Source organism: Kosakonia beeri, from assembly GCF_054165705.1.
Map to the genome: position 1 here is coordinate 790,852 of NZ_CM135106.1, position 21,082 is coordinate 811,933.

Annotated in this window: 18 protein-coding genes, 1 tRNA gene and 2 pseudogenes; 6 read left to right on the plus strand and 15 right to left on the minus strand. The window is 48.7% G+C overall.

Annotated elements, in window-relative coordinates:
• Window positions 1-55 precede the first annotated feature (55 nt).
• Window positions 56-376, minus strand: a pseudogene (locus ACUY4S_RS03945) (winged helix-turn-helix transcriptional regulator).
• An 89-nt stretch (window positions 377-465) separates the two neighbouring features.
• Here ACUY4S_RS03945 and ACUY4S_RS03950 point away from each other — a divergent pair.
• Both ACUY4S_RS03950 and ACUY4S_RS03955 read left to right on the plus strand, forming a co-directional pair.
• The gene (locus ACUY4S_RS03950; protein WP_458023008.1) at window positions 466-792 is read left to right on the plus strand and encodes a nuclear transport factor 2 family protein; all 327 of its coding nucleotides are present in this window, start codon (window positions 466-468) and stop codon (window positions 790-792) included.
• Complete coding sequence (locus ACUY4S_RS03955) at window positions 792-986, plus strand: hypothetical protein (RefSeq protein WP_458023009.1); 195 nt, start codon at window positions 792-794, stop codon at window positions 984-986. The genes ACUY4S_RS03950 and ACUY4S_RS03955 overlap by 1 nt, the downstream gene beginning before the upstream one ends.
• A 214-nt stretch (window positions 987-1,200) precedes the next feature.
• Here the strand turns inward: ACUY4S_RS03955 and ACUY4S_RS03960 are convergent, their stop codons facing one another.
• The 4 genes from ACUY4S_RS03960 to ACUY4S_RS03975 form a co-directional block, all read right to left on the minus strand.
• Window positions 1,201-2,622: a hypothetical protein gene (locus ACUY4S_RS03960; RefSeq protein ID WP_458023010.1), complete on the minus strand. Its 1,422-nt coding sequence runs from the start codon at window positions 2,620-2,622 to the stop codon at window positions 1,201-1,203.
• Between the two features lie 688 nt (window positions 2,623-3,310).
• Window positions 3,311-3,769: a GNAT family N-acetyltransferase gene (locus ACUY4S_RS03965; protein WP_458023011.1), complete on the minus strand. Its 459-nt coding sequence runs from the start codon at window positions 3,767-3,769 to the stop codon at window positions 3,311-3,313.
• Between the two features lie 36 nt (window positions 3,770-3,805).
• Window positions 3,806-4,321 (minus strand): DinB family protein, encoded by a 516-nt coding sequence (locus ACUY4S_RS03970; protein ID WP_335256502.1) that lies wholly within the window; start codon window positions 4,319-4,321, stop codon window positions 3,806-3,808.
• Between the two features lie 49 nt (window positions 4,322-4,370).
• Window positions 4,371-4,973, minus strand: coding sequence for a helix-turn-helix domain-containing protein (locus ACUY4S_RS03975; RefSeq protein WP_335256503.1), 603 nt, complete (start codon window positions 4,971-4,973; stop codon window positions 4,371-4,373).
• Window positions 4,974-5,016: 43 nt separating this feature from the next.
• Between ACUY4S_RS03975 and ACUY4S_RS03980 the strand changes: the two genes are divergently transcribed.
• The gene (locus ACUY4S_RS03980; RefSeq protein ID WP_335256504.1) at window positions 5,017-5,703 is read left to right on the plus strand and encodes a B3/B4 domain-containing protein; all 687 of its coding nucleotides are present in this window, start codon (window positions 5,017-5,019) and stop codon (window positions 5,701-5,703) included.
• Window positions 5,704-5,800: 97 nt separating this feature from the next.
• Here the strand turns inward: ACUY4S_RS03980 and ACUY4S_RS03985 are convergent.
• The 8 genes and pseudogenes from ACUY4S_RS03985 to ACUY4S_RS04020 form a co-directional block, all read right to left on the minus strand.
• Window positions 5,801-5,974: pseudogene (locus ACUY4S_RS03985) on the minus strand (DDE-type integrase/transposase/recombinase); the annotation flags it as partial.
• Between the two features lie 227 nt (window positions 5,975-6,201).
• The gene (locus tag ACUY4S_RS03990; RefSeq protein WP_458023012.1) at window positions 6,202-7,272 is read right to left on the minus strand and encodes a hypothetical protein; all 1,071 of its coding nucleotides are present in this window, start codon (window positions 7,270-7,272) and stop codon (window positions 6,202-6,204) included.
• Between the two features lie 458 nt (window positions 7,273-7,730).
• Window positions 7,731-8,372 carry a hypothetical protein gene (locus ACUY4S_RS03995; protein WP_335256506.1) on the minus strand — a complete coding sequence of 214 codons (642 nt, stop codon included), beginning with the start codon at window positions 8,370-8,372 and terminating at the stop codon, window positions 7,731-7,733.
• Window positions 8,373-8,500: 128 nt separating this feature from the next.
• Entirely contained in the window at window positions 8,501-9,994 is a 1,494-nt protein-coding gene (locus ACUY4S_RS04000) for a hypothetical protein (RefSeq protein WP_458023013.1), read from the minus strand.
• Complete coding sequence (locus tag ACUY4S_RS04005; protein WP_458023014.1) at window positions 9,966-11,027, minus strand: nucleoid-associated protein; 1,062 nt, start codon at window positions 11,025-11,027, stop codon at window positions 9,966-9,968. The genes ACUY4S_RS04000 and ACUY4S_RS04005 overlap by 29 nt, the downstream gene beginning before the upstream one ends.
• A 209-nt stretch (window positions 11,028-11,236) precedes the next feature.
• Window positions 11,237-12,493, minus strand: coding sequence for a tyrosine-type recombinase/integrase (locus tag ACUY4S_RS04010; protein WP_458023015.1), 1,257 nt, complete (start codon window positions 12,491-12,493; stop codon window positions 11,237-11,239).
• Between the two features lie 196 nt (window positions 12,494-12,689).
• Window positions 12,690-12,765 (minus strand) — tRNA-Phe (locus ACUY4S_RS04015).
• Window positions 12,766-12,870: 105 nt separating this feature from the next.
• A complete protein-coding gene (locus ACUY4S_RS04020; RefSeq protein ID WP_458023016.1) occupies window positions 12,871-13,590 on the minus strand; it encodes a DUF554 domain-containing protein in 720 nt (239 codons plus the stop codon).
• A 400-nt stretch (window positions 13,591-13,990) separates the two neighbouring features.
• On the opposite strand from ACUY4S_RS04020, the gene ACUY4S_RS04025 reads away from it, so the two are divergent.
• Window positions 13,991-16,129, plus strand: a complete 2,139-nt coding sequence (locus ACUY4S_RS04025) for an ornithine decarboxylase (RefSeq protein ID WP_458023017.1) — start codon at window positions 13,991-13,993, stop codon at window positions 16,127-16,129.
• A gap of 40 nt (window positions 16,130-16,169) precedes the next feature.
• Here ACUY4S_RS04025 and ACUY4S_RS04030 read toward each other — a convergent pair whose 3' ends face one another.
• Both ACUY4S_RS04030 and ACUY4S_RS04035 read right to left on the minus strand, forming a co-directional pair.
• Window positions 16,170-16,862: a response regulator gene (locus ACUY4S_RS04030; RefSeq protein WP_312691983.1), complete on the minus strand. Its 693-nt coding sequence runs from the start codon at window positions 16,860-16,862 to the stop codon at window positions 16,170-16,172.
• Window positions 16,852-18,489: an ATP-binding protein gene (locus ACUY4S_RS04035; RefSeq protein WP_458023018.1), complete on the minus strand. Its 1,638-nt coding sequence runs from the start codon at window positions 18,487-18,489 to the stop codon at window positions 16,852-16,854. Before ACUY4S_RS04035 ends, ACUY4S_RS04030 begins: the two co-directional genes overlap by 11 nt.
• A gap of 336 nt (window positions 18,490-18,825) precedes the next feature.
• Here ACUY4S_RS04035 and ACUY4S_RS04040 point away from each other — a divergent pair, with 336 nt between their 5' ends.
• Window positions 18,826-20,190: a 2-hydroxycarboxylate transporter family protein gene (locus ACUY4S_RS04040; RefSeq protein ID WP_312691980.1), complete on the plus strand. Its 1,365-nt coding sequence runs from the start codon at window positions 18,826-18,828 to the stop codon at window positions 20,188-20,190.
• A 21-nt stretch (window positions 20,191-20,211) separates the two neighbouring features.
• Window positions 20,212-21,075 carry a fumarylacetoacetate hydrolase family protein gene (locus ACUY4S_RS04045; protein ID WP_458023019.1) on the plus strand — a complete coding sequence of 288 codons (864 nt, stop codon included), beginning with the start codon at window positions 20,212-20,214 and terminating at the stop codon, window positions 21,073-21,075.
• The last annotated feature ends 7 nt before the right edge of the window (window positions 21,076-21,082 follow it).

Here is a 21,082-nt window from a genome sequence, read left to right on the forward strand (position 1 = left end):
CGTCTGTGGCTGCGTTCATCTTCCTCTATCACAGGTGCAAAATTCCCGTATAAATCTAGCGTTTTTCTGCCCATTTAAGCATTGCATCTAGAACCGGGCAAAGCGATTGTCCCCACGCAGTAAGTCTGTACTCCACTTTAGGCGGCACCTAGGGATATACCATACGTGACACGATTCCATCCGCTTCCAGCTGCCGTAACTGCTGCGACAGCATTTTCTGTGAAATACCGGGAATAAGTTTTTCAAAATCCGAGAATCGCTGCACTTTTCCGCCGAACAGATGAAAAAGAATGATTAATTTCCAGCGACCTTCAAGCATCCTAAGAACGTTCTCCACACCGCTTGCGGCAGTTTCTGGACTATAAAACTTACTCATTATTCAGGAACTCACTTTTTTGTGCGTACTTGTCACTATCATAGTCTATGTTGAAAATAACCGTATTGTACATAACGGGAGTATGAGCCATGTCATTAGCATTACCGCAAGCTATTTCTACCTATTTCACCATCAGTAATGGTGCTGATATCACTCAAGTTAAGCACTGTTTTACTGCCGACGCTGTCGTGATCGATGAAGGTAAAACCCATGAGGGGCATGCGGCAATAGAAGCATGGCAACGTGCTGCGCAGGCTGCATTTGACTATAGTGTTGAGCCGCTTCAGATCCTCACCAAAGGTGACAGAGTCACTGTCACGTCGAATGTTGTCGGTAATTTTCCCGGCAGTCCGGTAGTGCTTAAGCATGCTTTCTGCTTGTTTGGTGGCAGGATTAACATCTTGGAGATTGTCTGATGTCATGGGCTATGGACTTTCAGGACAAACGTGTGCTGGTTACCGCAGGCATCAAAGGTATTGGTAAAGTGACCATCGGGTTATTTAAACAACTGGGTGCAAGGGATACTTACAATATTATCAGTTGCTCCTCCAGTCAAATGTCGAAGCGTTACGGGCTGGTTTACGTGAATCTCGATGATTTGACCGGATGATGGCAGACGTCCCTGTAAGAAAAGCTACTACTGGTATCAAAAGCTTATAGATAAAAATGGGTTGTCGCTGGAAGAATAAACCTCACTGGATTTGCCTTCTCCTGGGACTGACCTCATCCTGTCAATTTTGTGGTACCACATTTCAGAAGCTATTTCTGTTAATTCTGGCGTTGAAATTTTTCACTATTCCAGCACCAGAATTAAAGCTTGATGATTACTCTACAGACTGACTTTTAAAATCTTCTTTAATTTTATTATTGCTTCGAATAAAAAAGTAAATCATTGCAACAATAACAACTACGAATCCTGCAGCTACAATCCAGTATCCAGGGCCGAATGGACCCGGGTTAAGAACCATATATACCAATGAACCTATTGAACATATCACTACGCCAGTGCGTAAAATCCATTGAATGTATTTATTATCATCATCTTTCAGAAAATGATGTGCAAGCAGCATTACAACCATGATTGCCGGAAAAAGTATCAAGCTAACATCAAGATGTAACATCCTGAATGCAAAACCATAGTCCCCGAGTGGAACATCTTTTGCCGAATTGTATAAATCAGCTCTGTATTCCTCCAGGAATCCCATACCAGCTACGGTTACAACGATACTGCTCCAGGTAAGGAAAATACCGCCAAGTGTGTATTTTGCTGTTTTACTCAATGTGTGCCCTGGATATTTTTTGCCGAAAAGCGCGGCTCCTATTAACAACATTCCTCCCATCAAAAAGAATGTGCCAATGGTGAAGTCACCAAGGTCGATACCAGCCACACTCTGACCTCGAGAGGCATAAAAACCCTTCTCCGTAAAAATGTGCGGGATTTGCATACTGGAGCCACCAAACCCGGAAACGACCATTATAATGATCAGTAGAACCAGCCCCAGGATAGCCATCCATTCACCAGTGGCCTTTGCTGCTGATGATAACCCCTTCAAATGGCGTCCGTACTTCCAACTGATAACAGACAATATTAGCCCAATAACGGCAACTACCATCATATCTGAATGCGAACGCAACAGGTTGTCCTGCCACTCCTCTAATGTATAACCGATTTTTCCGGCGTACCATCCCATAACACCCGGCCAGTCACCAAAATCCAGGATAAATCCAGCCAGGTCGCCGATCAAGGCTGCGATAACAGCAGTTGCTGATGCGGACAGAACTAAATACCAGGTACGTGATTGTCTGAGCTCCATGTCTTTTGTCAGAATAAGACCGAGAGACATGGTAATTAATATTATATCAAGTGCGATAAAAGCGAGTATTTGATACCAGAGAAATAGTTTGGTATATTCCATTGAGCGGTTAATTGCACCTCCAGTTACCCCAATAATAATTGTGGCAACGGTGCAGAGAAAAATAATTTTTTTAAACTTTCTGTCAAGAGAAAAAACCTGACTGATAATCAGAGCCGTGATTCCGGCGAGTCCCACTGTCATACCATGAAAATACATTACTCTGGAATAATCAACGGGTGTGGTTCTATCTACAAAGATTGAAAAAGGGTTAGATACAAGCACGCTACCTATAGCATATATGACCAGTATAATTAAAAGAAATTTAATGACCTGTGGCCATGAATATTTACCTAATCCTATTTCCTGCAGAGTGTCAGGATGACTATTCATGTGTAAGGCTCCCACGGTTATACATGATTCGATATTGCAGTTCATCTGAGTTCATTTTCTTCTCCATTTCCTGTCCGGAGGGTAGGCCAGACTCCTGGCATGAATGTATGTCTGTGTTCTTGCCAAGGTCCCTGGCAATAGCCATCCCCCGACTGTATTCAAACTGAAAATCACTGGATAACGCACTGTCAGGCCGTAGGTTATCGAAAGGTCATCATATTGACCAATAATGATCAAAGTATTGACCTAAATCTATGTTTTTAGTTCTTACCTGTCATTACGACTAGAGTCACTCTCTTTCAGATGACGAATATGGATTTCCCTCGTTCTTTTTTGAGAGTGAGTCGAGTGTTGGGAAGCTATGTTTGAGGGGCGTGCAAAGGGGAGATGGTATGTTGAATCTGTTGGCTACCTTATCGATTTTTCTTTCCTCTGTGGTATAAAAAGGCTGTCATACCATTGCTGTTTAAGGGTTTTCATTCTGGCATATCCATACTCATAACTTCGTGCAATTGTCGTTATCTTCAGCGGGGAACTGAATTTTTCGAAACAATAAGAGTAAGAGTTTCATCATCATCTTGTCTGAGGCCTAGGTATGACAAAGCCACAATGATATTTGTAAGGAAGACAGTGCAAGTACCCTACTGATTAGTTGCGAGAGTGACGGAATTCCATTTCCGGCTTTCAATCAGGGCTCTGGTTTCAGATAAATATCCGGGCGATTGATTTGCCAGACAAAATCAGTTCGGTTCAGTGGGGTATATCCGAATTTCTCGTATAGCCATGGTGCGCTGTCAGTCACCAGCATTATCCGCCGAAGACGTGACATGACGGGGTGGTCATGGCAGCACTCGATCAGCCATCGGCCAAGTCCCGTCTTCTGATACTCCCCAAGGACATATACATCGCAGAGATAACCAAAAGTGGCATAGTCTGTCACCAGACGGGCAAATCCTACTTGTTCTGAACCATCAAGCAGACCAAAACACAGGCTGTTCTCTATTGATAAGCGAACTGTTTCTTCATCAATTCCTGGTGCCCAGGATGACTGTGAAAGGAAATCGCGTATGGCGTCAGTCTGGAAAAATGCAGGGTCTGTCGTCACCGTAAAGCGGCCTTTTTTGAAAGTGAGATGTTGATAGTTCACAAGTCAAATCCTCATCGGGAGCTGTCAGGTATGTTTTCAAGCTTTCTCATAAAGAAAATCCACACGGGATGAGCTCAGCATGGTGGTCAGCAGCATGTGAGGGATCGCAAGCCCATTTTTTTCCAGTGACGGACTGCAGGTACTCAAGTGATAACTGGCATGCGTGAGCAAATGCAGAAGGATCTCTTCACGCGTCATATCGCCAGGTGCCCCATCGGTAAACGCGAATTGAACGCGTTCAGTGGCCGTGTCTGCATCCAATGACCCGGCATAGGCAATGAGCCAGTCGTTGCTCCTGACGGCCTCTTGTCTTAACAGTTGCAGTTCAGGAGTGTCATCACTCACTGTAGACGTAAAACCATGTATTTCTCCGCACAGGTGGGCCCGAAAAATTTTATCAACGATATGGATATGATTAAGCCAGTATGACCCGGCGCGAACAACCTCCGGCACAGCATTGCATTCCGCAGAAAGTAACAGGTCATAAAAGGCCATTTCCTGAAATTTCTTGAGTTCCATCAGGGTGACTAACAGACCGGATGGCTTACGCATGATCATATTCTCCTTGTGTAAGGACAGCTCTTATCCTGTGGGACCCGACTCAGGATGCTTTTTCGCTAACTGTCATGATGAACGTCAGGATGCATTCGCCCTGGTTTTCATAGAAGTGGGGAGCATCCGTTCTCGCCGTCGCAGAGTAGCCGGTATTCACCTGAAAAAGGCTCTCCTTCACACCCAGTGTGAGCGTGCCGGACTGCACATACAGCAACTCCAATGTTCCAGAAGGATGCCCTGGCGAAGAAAACTTTTCCCCAGGCTGCATTTCCCACATCCAGAGTTCTGTCATGTCTGGCCCCCCTGAACCGGCAAGAAGTCTGGCACTTCCACCCTTTTCTCCCTTCCAGAGCTCAGGTATCTCAACATCTGCAATAATGTGGACATCAGGCTTGGTGCTGACATTGACAAAATCCGCAACGGATACCCCCATTGCAGCCGCAAGACGGCACAACAGTGCAATACTGGGGTTGGCCTTACATCCCTCAATCTCGACCAGCATGCCTTTACTGACATTTGCTCGTCTGGATAGCTCGTCGAGCGATAATTTTTTTTGCTTGCGGTACTGTTTGATTCGGTGCGAGACAGCTTCGTTCACCGTACTGACATCGGCGCCAGCATCGGTCACTAAATTGACTTTTTTGGTCATTGGTCGATATCATAAAATAAATTGGTCATTACAGGATTATCTCGTGTTCACACTCTCGCCGTCAATTGCCCCAGAAGTTTATGCCATCGCCCCCGGCTTCCGGGCTCTCAGTATCTCAGTGCAGGCCGCGCCAGTCCTGAACCCTTTCGTGGGGGAAACGGCACTGAAAGAAGCCTGTGAAGCTGTCCTGGCTGGAACTCCCGAATGGGCGCAAGCGCATCTGGCCGCATGGGCAGACGTGTTCCAGGGATTTGGTGCCAAACCCAAACGCACACCGTGCTCAGCTGACGCACTGCGTAAACGCGTTCTGCGCGATGGCGTAATGCCAGCTCTCGATCCGGTAGTGGATCTCTATAATGCCGTTAGTCTGCGGTATGCCATTCCGGTTGGTGGAGAAAATATTGCGGCCTATCAGGGTGCACCGTGTCTGATTGTGGCAAAAGGTACAGAACCTTTTGATACCGTAAAAGACGGTGAGCCCGCAGTTGAATATCCTCCACAGGGGGAAGTTATCTGGAGTGATGATGTCGGAGTTACCTGTCGCCGCTGGAACTGGCGGCAGGGGATCAGAACCCGCTTAGGCGTGGAAGCTCAGCAAATGTGGTTCATTCTGGAAAGTCTGCCGCAGATGCCGCTGGAGAAGCTTCATGAAGCCGGGAAGATGTTGACCGACGGCCTTGAAAAAATGATGCCTGGTCTGTGGTTTGATGTTGCTCTTATCGAAAAGTAGTCCCAGTAATGTCATTCAAGAGAAACAGTATGTTCACCGGCTTGTCTGCTTTCCCGTTAACTCCGGTCACAACCAACGGTATGGATGAACAGGGGTTCTGTTCCACGCAGATCCCTAGGCATTCTCGTGTGAACAGATCGATAACCGTCAGTAGACGCAGCCTGCGGCCGTCAAACAGTGCATCGGAAACAAAATCCATGCCCCAGACGTGATTCGGATACAGACCCTGGGGCTGTGGCTGGCGGCGCAGTGCCGATTTATTAAGGTGGGGGCATTGGCATATTTGCATGCCGGACGCAACGGATATGATGTGGGTGCTCAAAGAGATAGACCGGGCAGCAGATGGTATAGTTTCTGTTTAAATTAACCTCCGTGCTCGCTGGTAGCGTTTTTTGCTGCCGACGAACACGGAGTCCGCAAGTTTTGCCACCGTGTACTTTTTCTGTGAATGTTTGCCGGGCACTTTTTCGTCTTTCACCTGTTCAGCTGATTTTATCTTCAGTGTGGTGCCTTTGGTTTATCTAAGGTTGAAAAATACCATGTGTCTTTCTGTTTGTATGCGATAGATGTTTTTGATTCACTGATTTCATAATATTTTAATATATCTCCTGGATTATTGCTATTCGGTTGATAGTAATTTGCTACAAGCCATGAGCGTCCAGCTCTATCTAAAACTTCACCTGAGAAATTATTAAGATGAATTAGAATCCATGCAATTGATAGAAGGAATAAAGGTGCGGATAATATTCTGAAAAACATTGTTTTAGAATGTAATAATGCAATTTCGTTTTGTGAGAGGATCTCAATTCGTTTTCCTGTTCGTATCCTGATTGATAACTTAACAAGTCCTGGGTATTTTTTGTTAATAATATTACTGCCAGGGCTTAATAACATTAATATAAAAAGCCCTGTACATTCAGGTATAATAATAAGTAGACAAAGAAAACTTGTGATGATGATGTAAGATAATGGGGTGAGAAATATACTTATCGAGCTAACTACTTCGCTAAAAAATTTCGGGTCAAGGTTGGTTGTATTTATTATCCAACGTCTTGCCAGATAGTTTGTTATAGTGAGTGCTAATGCGGCATACAATGTCAATACTATTTTTCCTAATACTCCTTTCCATATCTTCTTTGAAATAAATTTAATTCTATGATGTATGTCTAATAGAAATGATAAGCTGAGTATTATTGTTGTGGCATAACCTAATGACATTAACTCTATATCGAATACAGCCTGGAAAATCATTATGATGAAAAATAGTGTTGCGCCTATATGCAAAAGGAAGTTATTTAATTTGGTTAGCTTGTAATACTCTCTAAAGAGTATTATAGATCTCCATGTTTTTATTTTTAAGCATCTCAACACCTCAGGGGAGAGGATTATTGTTGACTTTGTTAGTGGTATTATCATCCATATTGCTGTAGAAAACGCAAATATCTTAGAGATTAGTGTGTGTATTTTTTGACTTTCAATCCAGTAAACATTTATTGCTGTAATAATTAGGCAAAAGATTATGAAAAATAAAGATGAACGATTTGCTATCTTATACCAATCCTTATTCAAAATAATATCCTCATTGGTTTTATTAAAGTTAAAAGTTTAGCCGTTACCCTTGATACTGTTCTTGTCAAATTTCAAATGTAGAGTATGACGATGTTTTGAAAATGTGTATGATTCAGTAGTTGATGATAGCCATGATGTTAAATTTTAATCTTATCAATAAGGCTTAAATACTTACGCCTGATAAAGACCAACGCACCCTGAGTGGGTTAATCCCCCCAGGGAGCATTCATTATGATTCGTCCTTTTTCCTCGCTTGCAGCCCTTTTGTTATCATCCACCGCGCTGGACGGTACGGTTGCTTATACCGACAGTTTGCATCGTGTCCCCGACGTGCGAACTTGGCCGTAGTTTATCTTGATGCCCCGGAACAAATTCAGGTTCAGTTTTTTGGCAAACTGTCTGCTTATCCGGCTCAGGCTGAACGCGATACCATCATAAATCAGCAATCCGGTACCCGATTACCAGCGTTGTGCGACAGGTTTTACCATCACACCTGTATCTGATATTTTTATAAAACCCATTTTCTGGTAGTAACGCGTCAACCGACGTAAGGCCTTTTTTTGGTCCTGGCAAAAAAGGTCTGTGGCCATTTTTTCCTGCCATCGGATATGCTCTCCATCTTCCGATGGAACCTCAAATTGTAACGGAAATGCCTTGAGGGCAATCAACTCAACCTGACCACCAACACAGCGTATCCCGTCGTTAATAACCTGTAAAAAAAAGTTTTTCCCCCTGAATGGCGGTAATATCTCAATACGGTCGATCAGGATCAGGTCTGAGTTGAATATTTCAGTATCAAACAGGTTCTGAATTTTTCGTCTGAAAAAACATCCACCTTTATCGAAAATTGTCCCCAGAAAATGGGCGGTGCTGCTGGTGAGGTCGAGGAGATCCTCCGGTCGATAGCCATTATCCATCGCATCATTAGCATGGAGCCGGTAATATTTAACCCTCCCAGCAAGCCGTTCTTCTCCGTCATCGTCACTGGCGATAATATCGCCGGTGATTATTGTGATCCATTTGGTCTCATCGTTACCCAGAATCGATCTGACCTGATAATTAACTGACCAGATTTCTGTTTCCTGAATTTTATTTTCCATACCGACATTCCTATTCGCTGAGGCGCTGGTATTACTGTCTGGTAAAAATAGGCTTCTATTTAGCCACATAAGGACTGATTAGCATAAGTGTTGTTCGTTATCGGGACCGGCTATGATCTCTGATTGCTTTATTTCAACCCTGAAGGACACACAGGAAACCAGTTCGGGTCGCACAGAGCCCACGGGGGAGTCAGAAACTGTAATGCGCTCATGACCCAGGTGTATCCAGACTGCAGTATTGTACTGAGCGACCAGAATTCACCTGAGGCTGCCGTGAGTAATAGAGTGATCAGAATGAGCATGATGGCCGACGTCATTCGCTCAACTCGATGATATGACCGCATTGCGGCATTAATGGGAAGACCCGCCAGCTCCTGATAATCCTGTTCATCCAGAAAACCATATAACTTACTTCTCCAGGTGGTTCTGTTTTTTTCCAGCAGCGAAAGAGCATGCCGGTTGATATAGACTGACATCCCGTATGAGATGGCGATATACAAGGCCAGTGCACAAAATGCCAGGGCATACACTTTTTGTTGACCACTCGCCTTTAGGGCCTCCAGACTGTAGCGAAGGACCAGCGTACTGATGACCAGGGCCATGTCTTTCCACAACGAGGAGGACAGATCCCGCGACTGCTGAAGAATTTTCTGGGTGTCTTCTGTCAGGCTTTTTCGCAAATCGCCCAGTGATTTCAGGGTGTCTTTGCCCCCTGTCCGGATATGGGCCTTATAGAGCAGCCTAGCTGACTCCAGTGCCGGGGGGAGCCGATACACAATGCCTTCACAAAACGTGACACCCTCTGGCCATTCTCTGGCCAGTTCACTGGACAGAAAGGTATGTTTAAGCTCAGTCTCATTCCCTTCCAGAAAAATCCATTTTGCCGTTTCCTGAATGACGTCAAAGGCGGGCAGTGCCGCATGTTCTTCTCCAAAAGGGATTTTCCTCGGTGGTTTTCCGGACAGTCCGACCGTTTTTATTTCTGCAGCAAAAAGCTCATTGGCGAAACATTTCAACAACTCCCGGCAGGCGAGCGACGCCCAGAGTTTCATTGGTACGTCAGTCATTCTGTCTCCGGATACTAGGAGCCAGGGAGCAATGGTATCCGGAGGAAGAAAGTCAGTTGAAAAACACCTGATAATACTTTTTGTGACGGAGGAGGTCCCTGTAGGAACGTCGGTTTTACTCTCCTCCGGGAGCATCTGTTTCCATGGCTCGACTTTCCATTGTTGTGTTTCAAATGATTCGCTGACAAACAGGGCACAGATGCGGTGATATTGACGGAGCTTGGAATCCTGGAGTAAAAACGTGCGCCATCCTTCAAGGGTGAAGAGCCGTAGGATCCCTGAAACCTCATCGCTGATGATGGTGATAAAGTGCTTCTGGTCAGGTACTCCCTGCCAGGGGTGGATATCATCCCGGCTTTCATCAAAAAAAGTGATCCTGAGATTTTCGGCATCAGCATCTATCACTTCCCCCCATAACTGAAGGGTGTCACTATCCATGGTTCCGGAAATGAACAGTTTCCGGGAGGCTGCCTGCTGATCCTCTGTGATCACCAGATCAGATGCGCAGCGTGAGTGGTCTATTGCCTTACCGATTTTTTCCAGTATCGATATCATCTGTTATCAGCCCTGCAGTCACTATCACTATACGTTTTCGCCCGTCTTCCATCGTCTCGATATCTGGGGCATTGTCCTCATCGTAGATAACGATAACGTCTTCTAGAGTTTCCAGTTTTCTTTTCCGTGGCTTAGGGATGTTCTCAGGAACTATCCGGAAAGATTCACCTGAAATTCCTAAGTCTTTTATTTTACGGGTGAAGGATTTGACCAGAGGATGATCTTCTTCCATTGGCCCAAAAATCTGGTTCAGCAGGAAAAGGGGCTCATCGGTGTTAAAGTCCTGCGCCCCATGATGTAACGTTTCATAAATCTTGTTAACACCACTACGTCTGATGTCATCCGGTAAAAGGTCGCGGTTCTTTTTGAAGACATCCTTGAGAGCGGCAACCAGCTTGTCGCTGAGGTCAGTTGTACTGTTGACGCGCTGCACCTGCAGAAAACGCTCAAAATAAACGGAGATATTGGTTCGTTTACTGCGATCCCGTACGACAACCTGTCCACCATGAGTATCTGCTGTCAAACGGACTAGGGCAATTTTCTGCATGGCTTCCGCTTTTTTAACGAAACTTTCGCGGAAGCGTTCGAGTTTGGGAACCTGAAACTCGTTTCCCTGCGCGTCCAGTACGTAACGCACCACATCCTCATTATCGTATTTAATGAGCGCAAACAGTTTTTCATCGTTGAGGGTGTTAAGCTCAAAAAGAAAGAATACCCCCATACTGGCATTTTTGGTGTGATGATGAGACTGAAAATCGTTTGCCAGAAAGGTAGACTGTTCGGTGAAGCAATTGGCGTCAGTATCGGCATGGTTCCTGATGAGGCGTAGAATACGCTCGGTATTGGACCATTCCGTAAACCGGAACATGTTGCCGCTTAATGCAGATTTAATCCTCTCCAGAAAAAAATCGACATGTTCAGGCGGTGAGATTTCACTGAGCAGTGCGGGGATCTCCAACTCTCCGCCAACGACATGGAAAATCATTCGCTTTATTGTCAGTGCATTAATTTCTTCATCCGTTAAAAAACTCATAGTGTCATCCCGTTATTTTGCTTCTTATTTTATCGTTAATTGCTGTGGTAGATTTCAACCCAGGTAGTATAGGTAATCACCTGTGCATGCGTATAATATTTCAAAGCAGGAGGAAGTGCAGAGAAACACCAGCGCCTCTGTGAAGAAATATATACAGGGAAAAGAAAAATAAGGAAACATTCTCCCGGCAGCAATGCCGGGAGAATGGATTATAAGCGTTGTTGTCTGGCGTAATCGAAAGGTGATACTGGGTTTTCACGGTTTGCATCCAGATAATCCGCCCACCACTGAAGCATTAGCCTGCGTTCCTCCAGAAACTCTGCTTTATGGATATATGCAGCCCGAACGCCGTTACGTTCCTGATGACTCATCTGGCGTTCAACCGCATCTCTGGACCACAGTCCTGACTCAATCAACGAACTACAGGCCATTGCCCTGAAGCCATGCCCACAGACTTCAACCTTTGTATCGTATCCCATCAGTCGCAACGCGTTATTCACCGTATTTTCACTCATGGGTTTCCACTGATTGTGGTCGCCAGTGAAAATCAGCTCGTGCCCACCACTGATAGTGTAGATCTGTTTCAGAATATCCATTGCCTGACTTGAGAGAGAAACCAGATGCTCTGTACGCATTTTAGAACCACGATGCGAGTACTTAACCCCTTCAATAGGTTTTCGCTCAGGGGGAATGGTCCACATGGCTTTCTCGAAGTCGATCTCAGTCCACCGGGCAAAGCGCAGTTCACTGGAACGGATGAAGATAAGCAGGGTGAGTTTTGTTGCCAGCCGGGTAAGAGGCTGCCCTCTATAGGTATCCAAACGCTCAAGGAGCTCTGAAAGGCGATTTAAGGCGAGGGCAGGGCGGTGCTGTCGTTTCACCGTCGTTAATGCGCCAGCCATATCCATGGCAGGGTTATAGCTGATAATGCCAGACTGAGCAGCATAACGCATGATGGCTGAGATTCGTTGCTGGAGGCGGGCAGCTATCTCGTATATCTCTTTGGCTTCAGCGGCTTTAACAGGAACAAGCAGGTCCGGCGTTTTCAGTGTGGTGATATCGCGTGAACCGATAAACGGAAAGACATGTGTTGCCAGACTTTTTAGTATTTTTTCACTATGCGAATCTGACCACTTTTTGTTGTTGTGGTGCCACTGCCGGGCAATGGTTTCAAACGTCTGGGCAGTATCAGGTACCGATTTTTGAACTCGTTTTTGTTCGCATGGATCAATGCCTTCTGTTATCTGTTTTCTTGCAGCATCGCGTTTTTCGCGAGCTTCGGATAACGAGACTTCCGGGTACACGCCAAGGGCAAGCGTTTTCTCTTTGCCAAGGAAGCGATAGCGGAGGCGCCAGTAGCGGGAACCATTGGGATGAACAAGCAAAAACATATTGCCGCTGTCGGCGAGTTTATAGGGTTTTTCATCCGGTTTTGCTGCCCGAATTTTAGCGTCAGTGAGCGCCATGGGTAAGGTCTCCTGCCAGTTGAAAAGGGTATAAATTTTATCGAATCAGGCTATACCCTCATTTGTACCCGCACAAGCGGCTTGATGTGGGTTGAAGTTGATTGAGTTGAGTGGAATCGAGTTATTGTGGAGGTGTTGATTCTGGCGGGTTTAGAATGCAAAAACGGACCTCCGTGGAGGTCCGTTGATATGAATTTGGTGCCCGGACTCGGAATCGAACCAAGGACACGGGGATTTTCAATCCCCTGCTCTACCGACTGAGCTATCCGGGCAACGGGGCGCATTAAACCTGATTCACCACGCTCCGTCAACGAAATTTCTTGAAATCGTTGCAGACTGCACAATCTATCACCACTTTGTTGAAAATGCACGCCAGGTCAGGCAAAAAACGCCGTCCACAGGGCAGAAATCGGCATGGCGAGCACCAACGCAGGCAGCATATTTGCCACCGCAAACATTTTAATTCCGCAAATGCGTAAACCGGTCGCCAGCAGCAGGACACCGCCAACTGCGGTGAAATCCCCCATCATTGCTGGCGTAGTCAGCGGCAAAATCAATGTGGCACAGGTGGCGAGCGTCAACTGAATAATCAGCATTGGTACAGAAATGACGGCCACAGCAAAACCGAGCGACGTCGCGAAAATAACCGCGGTAAAGAAATCGAGAAAGGCCTTGGCAATCAGGATGCTGGCGTCACCGGTCATCCCTTCGCGCATTGCGCCAAAAATACCGGTGCCGCTGGCGCAAAACAGAATGATGATCGCCACCAGGCTTTGAATAAACGATTCGTGAGCACTGTTGGCGTCCTGAGTATTTTTGCGCTTTTGCACCAGATTGCGCAGGGCATTCACACCGCCACTGATGCCGCGTTCGACATAGCACAACTCACCAATCAGCGTGCCGACAAGCGTGGCGAGTACCATCACGGGCAGATTAACGCATTTCACCACCAGCAGAATGCCGATACCCAGCGACGCAAGTCCAAAAATTGATGGCATGGAGGCTCGCACCCTTTCCGGCAGGCGATGGCTGAGCAGTGCGCCAAGGGTTCCACCTATCAAGACGGCGGCGGCATTGATAAAAGGGCCAGTTAACACGTTATCTCTCCCGAATGTTCATAAAACTGAATAATACGGCGCACAGAATAGCATTTTTATGCGAATCATCCGCCTCGTTGGTTGCGCCACCTGGGGAAAAGTGACATGATTGCGCGAATTTTCTTCCATCTCTCGGGGGCTTCTGATGACGCAGCTTTCAGCCGTTTATCGCCCGCTTTGCGCCAGCATGCGGCCTGCCGCCCGTTTCATTTTATCCCATACTTTACTCACCATGCGGTGAGGGTATCGCACGCTCACTGCAGGACAACAGTAAGATCAGAAGCGTTCTGCTTTTACTGATGTCTGGCGGTCGGAGCTGGTTCCGGTCAGACACGTTCGTTGGGTGAAGCACCTGCTTCACCTGGGGCCTTTTACTCCCCTGAAACGGGTATTCGTGCTTATGAAATCACTGAAAATTGCCGTCAGCCGCGAGCTGGTATCCACACTCTCCACCCACCGCGAAAAGGTGACGCTGGACAGTACAGACTTTACGGATGTGGCGGCAGTCGTCATGACGATGGCGGAGAGTCGTAGCGGCATTCTTATGCTGCTAAAACGAACGGGTTTTAACCTGCCGGTGTTCGTGTTTGCGAAAGACAATGCGGTCGAAACGCCGGAAGGCGTCACAGCGGTGATCGGCGGTAAAGATCAGGAGTGGCTGGAACTGGAAACCGCCGCCTGCGATTACGAAGACAATCTGTTGCCGCCCTTTTTCAACACGCTGCGCCAGTATGTCGAAATGGATAACAGTACCTTTGCGTGCCCAGGGCACCAGCACGGCGAATTTTTTAAGAAGCACCCGGCCGGGCGTCAGTTCTATGACTTTTTCGGTGAGAATGTCTTTCGCGCCGACATGTGCAATGCCGACGTGAAACTGGGGGATCTGCTGATCCACGAAGGTTCGGCGAAGCATGCGCAAAAATTCGCAGCAAAGGTGTTTAACGCCGATAAGACCTACTTCGTGCTTAACGGAACGTCTGCCGCTAACAAAGTCGTCACCAACGCGCTACTGACCCGGGGCGATTTGGTGCTTTTTGACCGCAATAACCACAAATCAAACCACCACGGCGCGTTGATTCAGGCCGGTGCGACGCCGGTTTATCTGGAAGCGGCACGCAACCCGTTTGGTTTTATTGGCGGTATTGACGATCATTGCTTTGATGAGCGCTATTTGCGCGAGCTCATCCGCGACGTCGCGCCGGAGAAAGCCGATCAACCTCGCCCGTTTCGCCTCGCGGTGATCCAGCTTGGTACGTATGACGGCACTATTTATAACGCTCGCCAGGTGATCGACAAGATCGGCAGCCTGTGCGATTACATTCTGTTTGACTCGGCGTGGGTGGGTTACGAGCAGTTTATCCCAATGATGGCCGACTGCTCGCCGCTGCTGCTCGATCTGAATGAAAACGATCCGGGGATTTTTGTCACCCAGTCGGTGCATAAACAGCAGGCGGGGTTCTCGCAAACCTCGCAGATCCACAAGAAAGATAATCATCTGCGCGGCCAGGCGCGTTTTTGCCCGCATAAGCGGCTCAATAACGCTTTCATGCTGCACGCGTCCACCAGCCCGTTTTACCCGTTGTTTGCTGCGCTGGACGTTAACGCAAAGATCCACCAGGGCGAGAGCGGTCGCCGCCTGTGGGCCGAATGCGTCGCGCTGGGCATTGAAGCGCGCAAAGCGATCATCGCCAACTGTAAAATGATCAAACCGTTTGTGCCCCCGGCGATCGGCGGGCGGCCGTGGCAGGATCATCCGACTGAGGTGATCGCCCGTGAACGCCGTTTCTTCAGCTTCGAGCCTGGCGATAAATGGCACGGCTTTGAAGGGTATGCGCAGGAGCAATATTTTGTTGATCCCTGCAAGCTGCTGCTGACTACACCAGGCATTGATGCCGAAACCGGTGACTATACTGAGTTCGGCATTCCGGCAACCATTCTGGCGCACTTTCTGCGCGAGAACGGGATTGTGCCGGAGAAATGCGATCTCAACTCGATCCTGTTCCTGCTTACGCCGGCCGAAAGCGCAGAGAAGATGGCGCAACTGGTCGCCATGCTGGCTCAGTTCGAGCAACATATCGAAGATGACACCCCGCTGGCCGATGTGCTGCCGACGATCTTTAACAAATACCCGGTGCGTTACCGCGATTACACTCTGCGCGAGCTATGCCAGGAGATGCACGATCTGTATGTCAGTTTTGACGTGAAAGATCTGCAAAAAGCGATGTTCCGCAAAGAGAGCCTGCCAGCTGTGGTCATGAACCCACAGGACGCCAACAGTGAATTTATTCGCGGCAATGTTGAGCTGGTGCGCATCAGCGAGGCGGAAGGGCGCATTGCGGCGGAAGGGGCACTGCCTTACCCGCCAGGCGTACTCTGTGTGGTGCCGGGCGAAGTGTGGGGCGGCGCAGTGCAGCGCTATTTCCTGGCGCTGGAAGAGGGCGTCAATCTGTTGCCGGGCTTTTCGCCGGAATTGCAGGGCGTCTATTCGGAAACCGATACGGATGGTATCAAACGCTTGTACGGGTATGTGCTGAAGTAATGTTTTGCCCCCTCACGCCGTGCAGGGTGAGGGGCAACATTCAGGCGGCAGCCCGACGGTACATACGGCGCGGGTGGCCAATTTTGCCATACTGCATCTCTACCGCCAGGAAACCGGCGTCTACGCAGTGCTCCAGATAACGCCGGGTGGTGGTTTTACTCAACCCGGTTTCGCTGACCACTTCATCTACCGAAAAACAGCGCTCCGCATCGTCGGCAAACAGCTTTTGCACCAGCGCCAGCGTATTCTCCTCGATGCCTTTGCTGCCATTATCCTGCCGGTAGTTTTTGGCCTGTAATTGATAGAGTGAGTCAACGTTTTGTTGGTCGACAACCTTCCATACCCGTTGCTGCTCGGCAAATTGCACAAAACGCTCAAGCGACTGACTCAGGCGCTTCCAGGAAACCGGCTTGAGAATGTAGTCGAAAGCGCCGTTGCGAATAGCAAGACTGCAGGTGTCCATGTCGCTGGCGGCGGTGATAAAAATCACCGAGCAATTCGCCCGGGCAATCAACGGATCGCTGATCAAGGTGATGCCTTTTCCATCCGGCAGGTAATTATCGAGTAAAACCAGTTGCGGCTGCGTACTGCTCAGCAACACCTGCGCGTCGGCAAGCGACGACGCAATGCCCACCAGGCGCAAACGTGGGTGTTTGCCGACCAGTTCAGCATGAAGCTGCGCAAGCGCGTTTTCATCTTCTACTATCAGCACGTCTATCTGTTCATGTCGCATAATTCTGATCTTCCAGGGTCGGTACGGGGCGCTGTACATTGCCCGTTTCAGGAATAAACAAAGAAAAAATAGCACCGCGAGGCGCGTTGGTGGAGACATCAATAGATCCACCTGCTTGCATAACGTAGCTGGCGATCAGATACAGGCCAAAGCCATGATCGCCACTGCGTTTGGTGGTCATCCCTCGCTCAAAAATCCGTTCGCGGATGGCCGGATCGATACCGATACCGCGATCCGCCACCTCAATGATCAGTTCCCGCTCATTAAGTAGGATTAGCACCTCCACCGGCTCATGCGGCAGCGGAGCGCGCTGTGTCGCCTCAATGGCGTTATCCAGCAGGTTGCCGATGATGGAGATCAGCTCCGCTTCTCCCAGCGATCCGCATGCTTTTTCCATCTGGCACAGCGGATCGAAGGCCAGCTCGACGCCTTTTTCACGCGCGCGGGCCGCTTTACCCAGCAGCAGACCGCACAAGGTCGGCGAGCTAAAGCGCGACGAGATAAAGTCCAGCAACTCCTGGGCATGTTCCGACTGCGCCTGGATATAGCGTACCGCTTCGTCGTAACGTTCCATATGCAGCAAGCCAGACAGGGTGGTCATGCGGTTTAGTTGTTCATGGCGCATAATGCGCAGGTTATCGACGTAGCGTTTGACCTGGCTAAGCTGTGCACTGAGCGTGTCAATCTCGTTGCGGTCGCGGAAGGTGATCACCCAACCCTGTAATTTATCTTCCAGCATGATGCGCACCCGGCTGGCAATCACCGTCAATTCGTTAAAACGGCAAATTTCATCGTGGGTATCTTTCTCCAGCATCACCGTGCGGGTGAAAAAGGGCCCCGGTGCAATCACCTCACCAATGGCCAGACCGCGTAACGCGCGCGTTGGCTGGCTTAACCCCAGCAATTTCCGCGCGGCCTGGTTGATCACCTCAATGCGCAACTCGCTGTCGACGGCGATTACCCCTTCATAAATCGATTCCATCATCGCTTTCTGCTGACGCACCAGCAGGCCGATTTCGCGCGGCTCCAGCGAAAAGATTTGCTTTTTAATGCCGCGGGTGAAAAACCAGGAAAAAATAAACAACGCGGCCAGCAACAACACGGCGGCAATAAAAATATTGATCACTTTACCCAGCGTAATGGTGTCGAGATAGCTGGTCAGATAGCCGACCGAAACAATACCGACGACATGCCCATTATCATCAAATATCGGCGCCTTGCTGCGCAGTGAAATCCCCAGCCCCCCTTTGCGAATGGTGGTGGTGCTTAACCCCTGTAATACCTCTTCGTTATCACCGCCAACCAGGGTTTTACCCACTACATCAGCATGGACGGAATGAAATAAATGGAGGCCTTTATTGTCACCGATAACAATAAAACTGGCATCGCTATGCGCGACAACTTTATGCATAAATTGCGTAATCGCCGGAATATCTTTTTCGGCCACCGAACGACGTAAATTCGGAATAATCGCGATCTCTTCGGCTTGTATTTTTGCTCTTGCACTCATTTCCTGGTATAGCTGGCGGCCAACGTCCTTGTAATAATAAACACCAAGCAAGGCAAAAAGGCCGGAGAAAAAAAGCACCAGCGAAATAAAAAGTTTGATTTGAAAGGATACTTTCATGACGGCACGCACAGCAGCTAACAAAGCGTCAATGTAGCATCTTTTACGGGCTTCGTGCGCAGTTTACTGGAAACTTGTGATCCCTTGCACAGCAAGCGTTGGCGGCAAAAAACAGCCTGTTAAATAATTCTTTTGGGAAATGTTATTAACTTGTGTTTCGATATAAAAGAAACCATAAAAACCACGCGCATAATTAAGGCGTGAATCACACAAAATAAAAGAAACCATAAAAACCATAGGCGCCATTAAAACTCCAATTTTATTATGCAGCTCCTCACATAAAGTGTGTGTTTAGCCCTTTAATCTGTACACACAAAATAACCAAGGGGCTTAATTATGAGCACAACTGACGATTCATTTTCTGTTACCTCTGAATCGCTGTCGATTCAAAAAACATCACTTAAAGATAAGTGGTGGCACATTATGGATACCTGGAAAGTAGGGATTATTCCACTGCCATTATTCCTGTTGGCGGGCGCGTTGATTGCTATCGACTGTCTGGGCGGCAAGCTTCCCAGCGATATCGTGGTGATGGTGGCGACACTGGCGTTCTTTGGTTTTGCCTGTGGCGAATTTGGTAAGCGCCTGCCGATCATTGGCAAACTGGGCGCGGCAGCGATTTGCGCGACCTTTATTCCGTCGGCAATGGTCTATTACGGCCTGCTGCCGGATGTGGTTGTGGAATCAACCACCAAGTTCTACAAATCCACCAACATTCTCTATCTCTATATCTGCTGCATTATTGTTGGCAGCATTATGAGCATGAACCGCACCACCCTGATCCAGGGCTTCCTGCGTATTTTCTTCCCAATGCTGTGCGGCGAAATCGTCGGCATGCTGGTCGGCATGGGCGTTGGCCTGATGCTCGGTATGGAACCGTTCCAGATTTTCTTCTTTATTATCCTGCCGATTATGGCGGGGGGCGTGGGTGAAGGCGCTATTCCGCTCTCCATTGGCTATGCTGCTCTGCTGCATATGGACCAGGGTGTCGCGCTGGGTCGTGTACTGCCGATGGTGATGCTCGGTGGTCTGACCGCCATTATTATCTCTGGCTGCCTGAACCAGCTCGGCAAACGCTTCCCGCACCTGACCGGTGAAGGCCAGTTAATGCCAAACCGTGAAAACGGGGACGAGAAAGCCTCTGCTGCACCGGCCTTTTCTGGCAAAACGGACGTGACCACTATTGCTGCAGGCGCGCTGTTGGCGGTCCTGCTGTACATGATCGGTATGCTGGGCCACAAACTGATTGGCCTGCCTGCACCGGTCGGCATGCTGTTTGCCGCGGTGCTGGTCAAACTGGCGCATGGCGTTTCCCCGCGTCTGCTGGAAGGCTCTCAGGTGGTGTACAAATTCTTCCAGACCTCTGTGACCTATCCAATCCTTTTCGCGGTTGGCGTGGCCATTACGCCGTGGCAAGAGCTGGTTCACGCTTTCACCCTCAATAACCTGCTGGTGATCGTGAGTACGGTGTCCGCACTGGTTGCGACAGGCTTCTTTGTTGGTAAAAAAATCGGCATGCATCCCATTGATGTGGCGATTATTTCCTGCTGCCAGAGCGGCCAGGGCGGTACAGGGGATGTTGCCATCCTGACGGCGGGCAACCGCATGAGCCTGATGCCATTTGCACAGATTGCTACCCGTATCGGTGGGGCGATCAACGTGTCGGTATCACTGCTGGTCCTTGGCAATTTCCTCGTCTGATTAAGCATTACAGGAACTGATATGAAACTCGCAAGCTTTGTCCATCAGGGGATCCGTAGCTACGGCATCGTCACGGCTGATGGCGTCATCAATCTGGGTCAGCGCCTGGGCGATCGTTACGGTGATTTGAAGTCGCTGCTCGCCGCCAACGCGCTGCAAGAAGCGCAACAGCTGGCTGGCGAAACGCCGGATATTCGCTTCGATGATCTCCAATTTCTGCCGGTGATCGACAACCCAGGGAAGATTCTCTGCGTTGGCATGAACTACGCCGAAAAGCGCAAAGAATTTGATCAGCACAACCCGGCACCTACGCTGTTTGTCCGCTTTGCCGACTCACAAACCGGGCATAACGCACCGGTACTGAAGCCACGTCACTCCAGCGAATTCGACTATGAAGGCGAACTGGCGGTGATCATCGGTAAAGGCGGTGAAAACATCAGCCGTGAGACAGCGCTAAGCCATGTGGCAGGTTACAGCTGCTACATGGATGGCTCAGCGCGCGACTGGCAGCACACCTGGTTTACCGCCGGTAAAAACTGGCGGCAGACCGGCGCGTTCGGGCCGTGGATGACCACCGCTGATGAAATCCCGGATCCGCATGCGCTGGCAATCCGCACCTGGCTGAATGGCCGCATGGTACAGGACGACAACACCGCCAGCATGATCCACAAGGTGGCGGAGCTGATTGAGTATATCAGTACCTTTACCAGCCTGACGCCGGGTGACGTGATTATCACCGGTTCGCCTGGCGGAGTGGGTAAAAAACGTAACCCACCGCTGTTTATGAAAGCGGGCGATCGCATTGAAGTGGAAATCGAGAATATCGGCCATCTCAGTAATGTGATTATCGATGCGCCAGCCCATGCGCTGACGGCAGCGCACTAAGGACGAA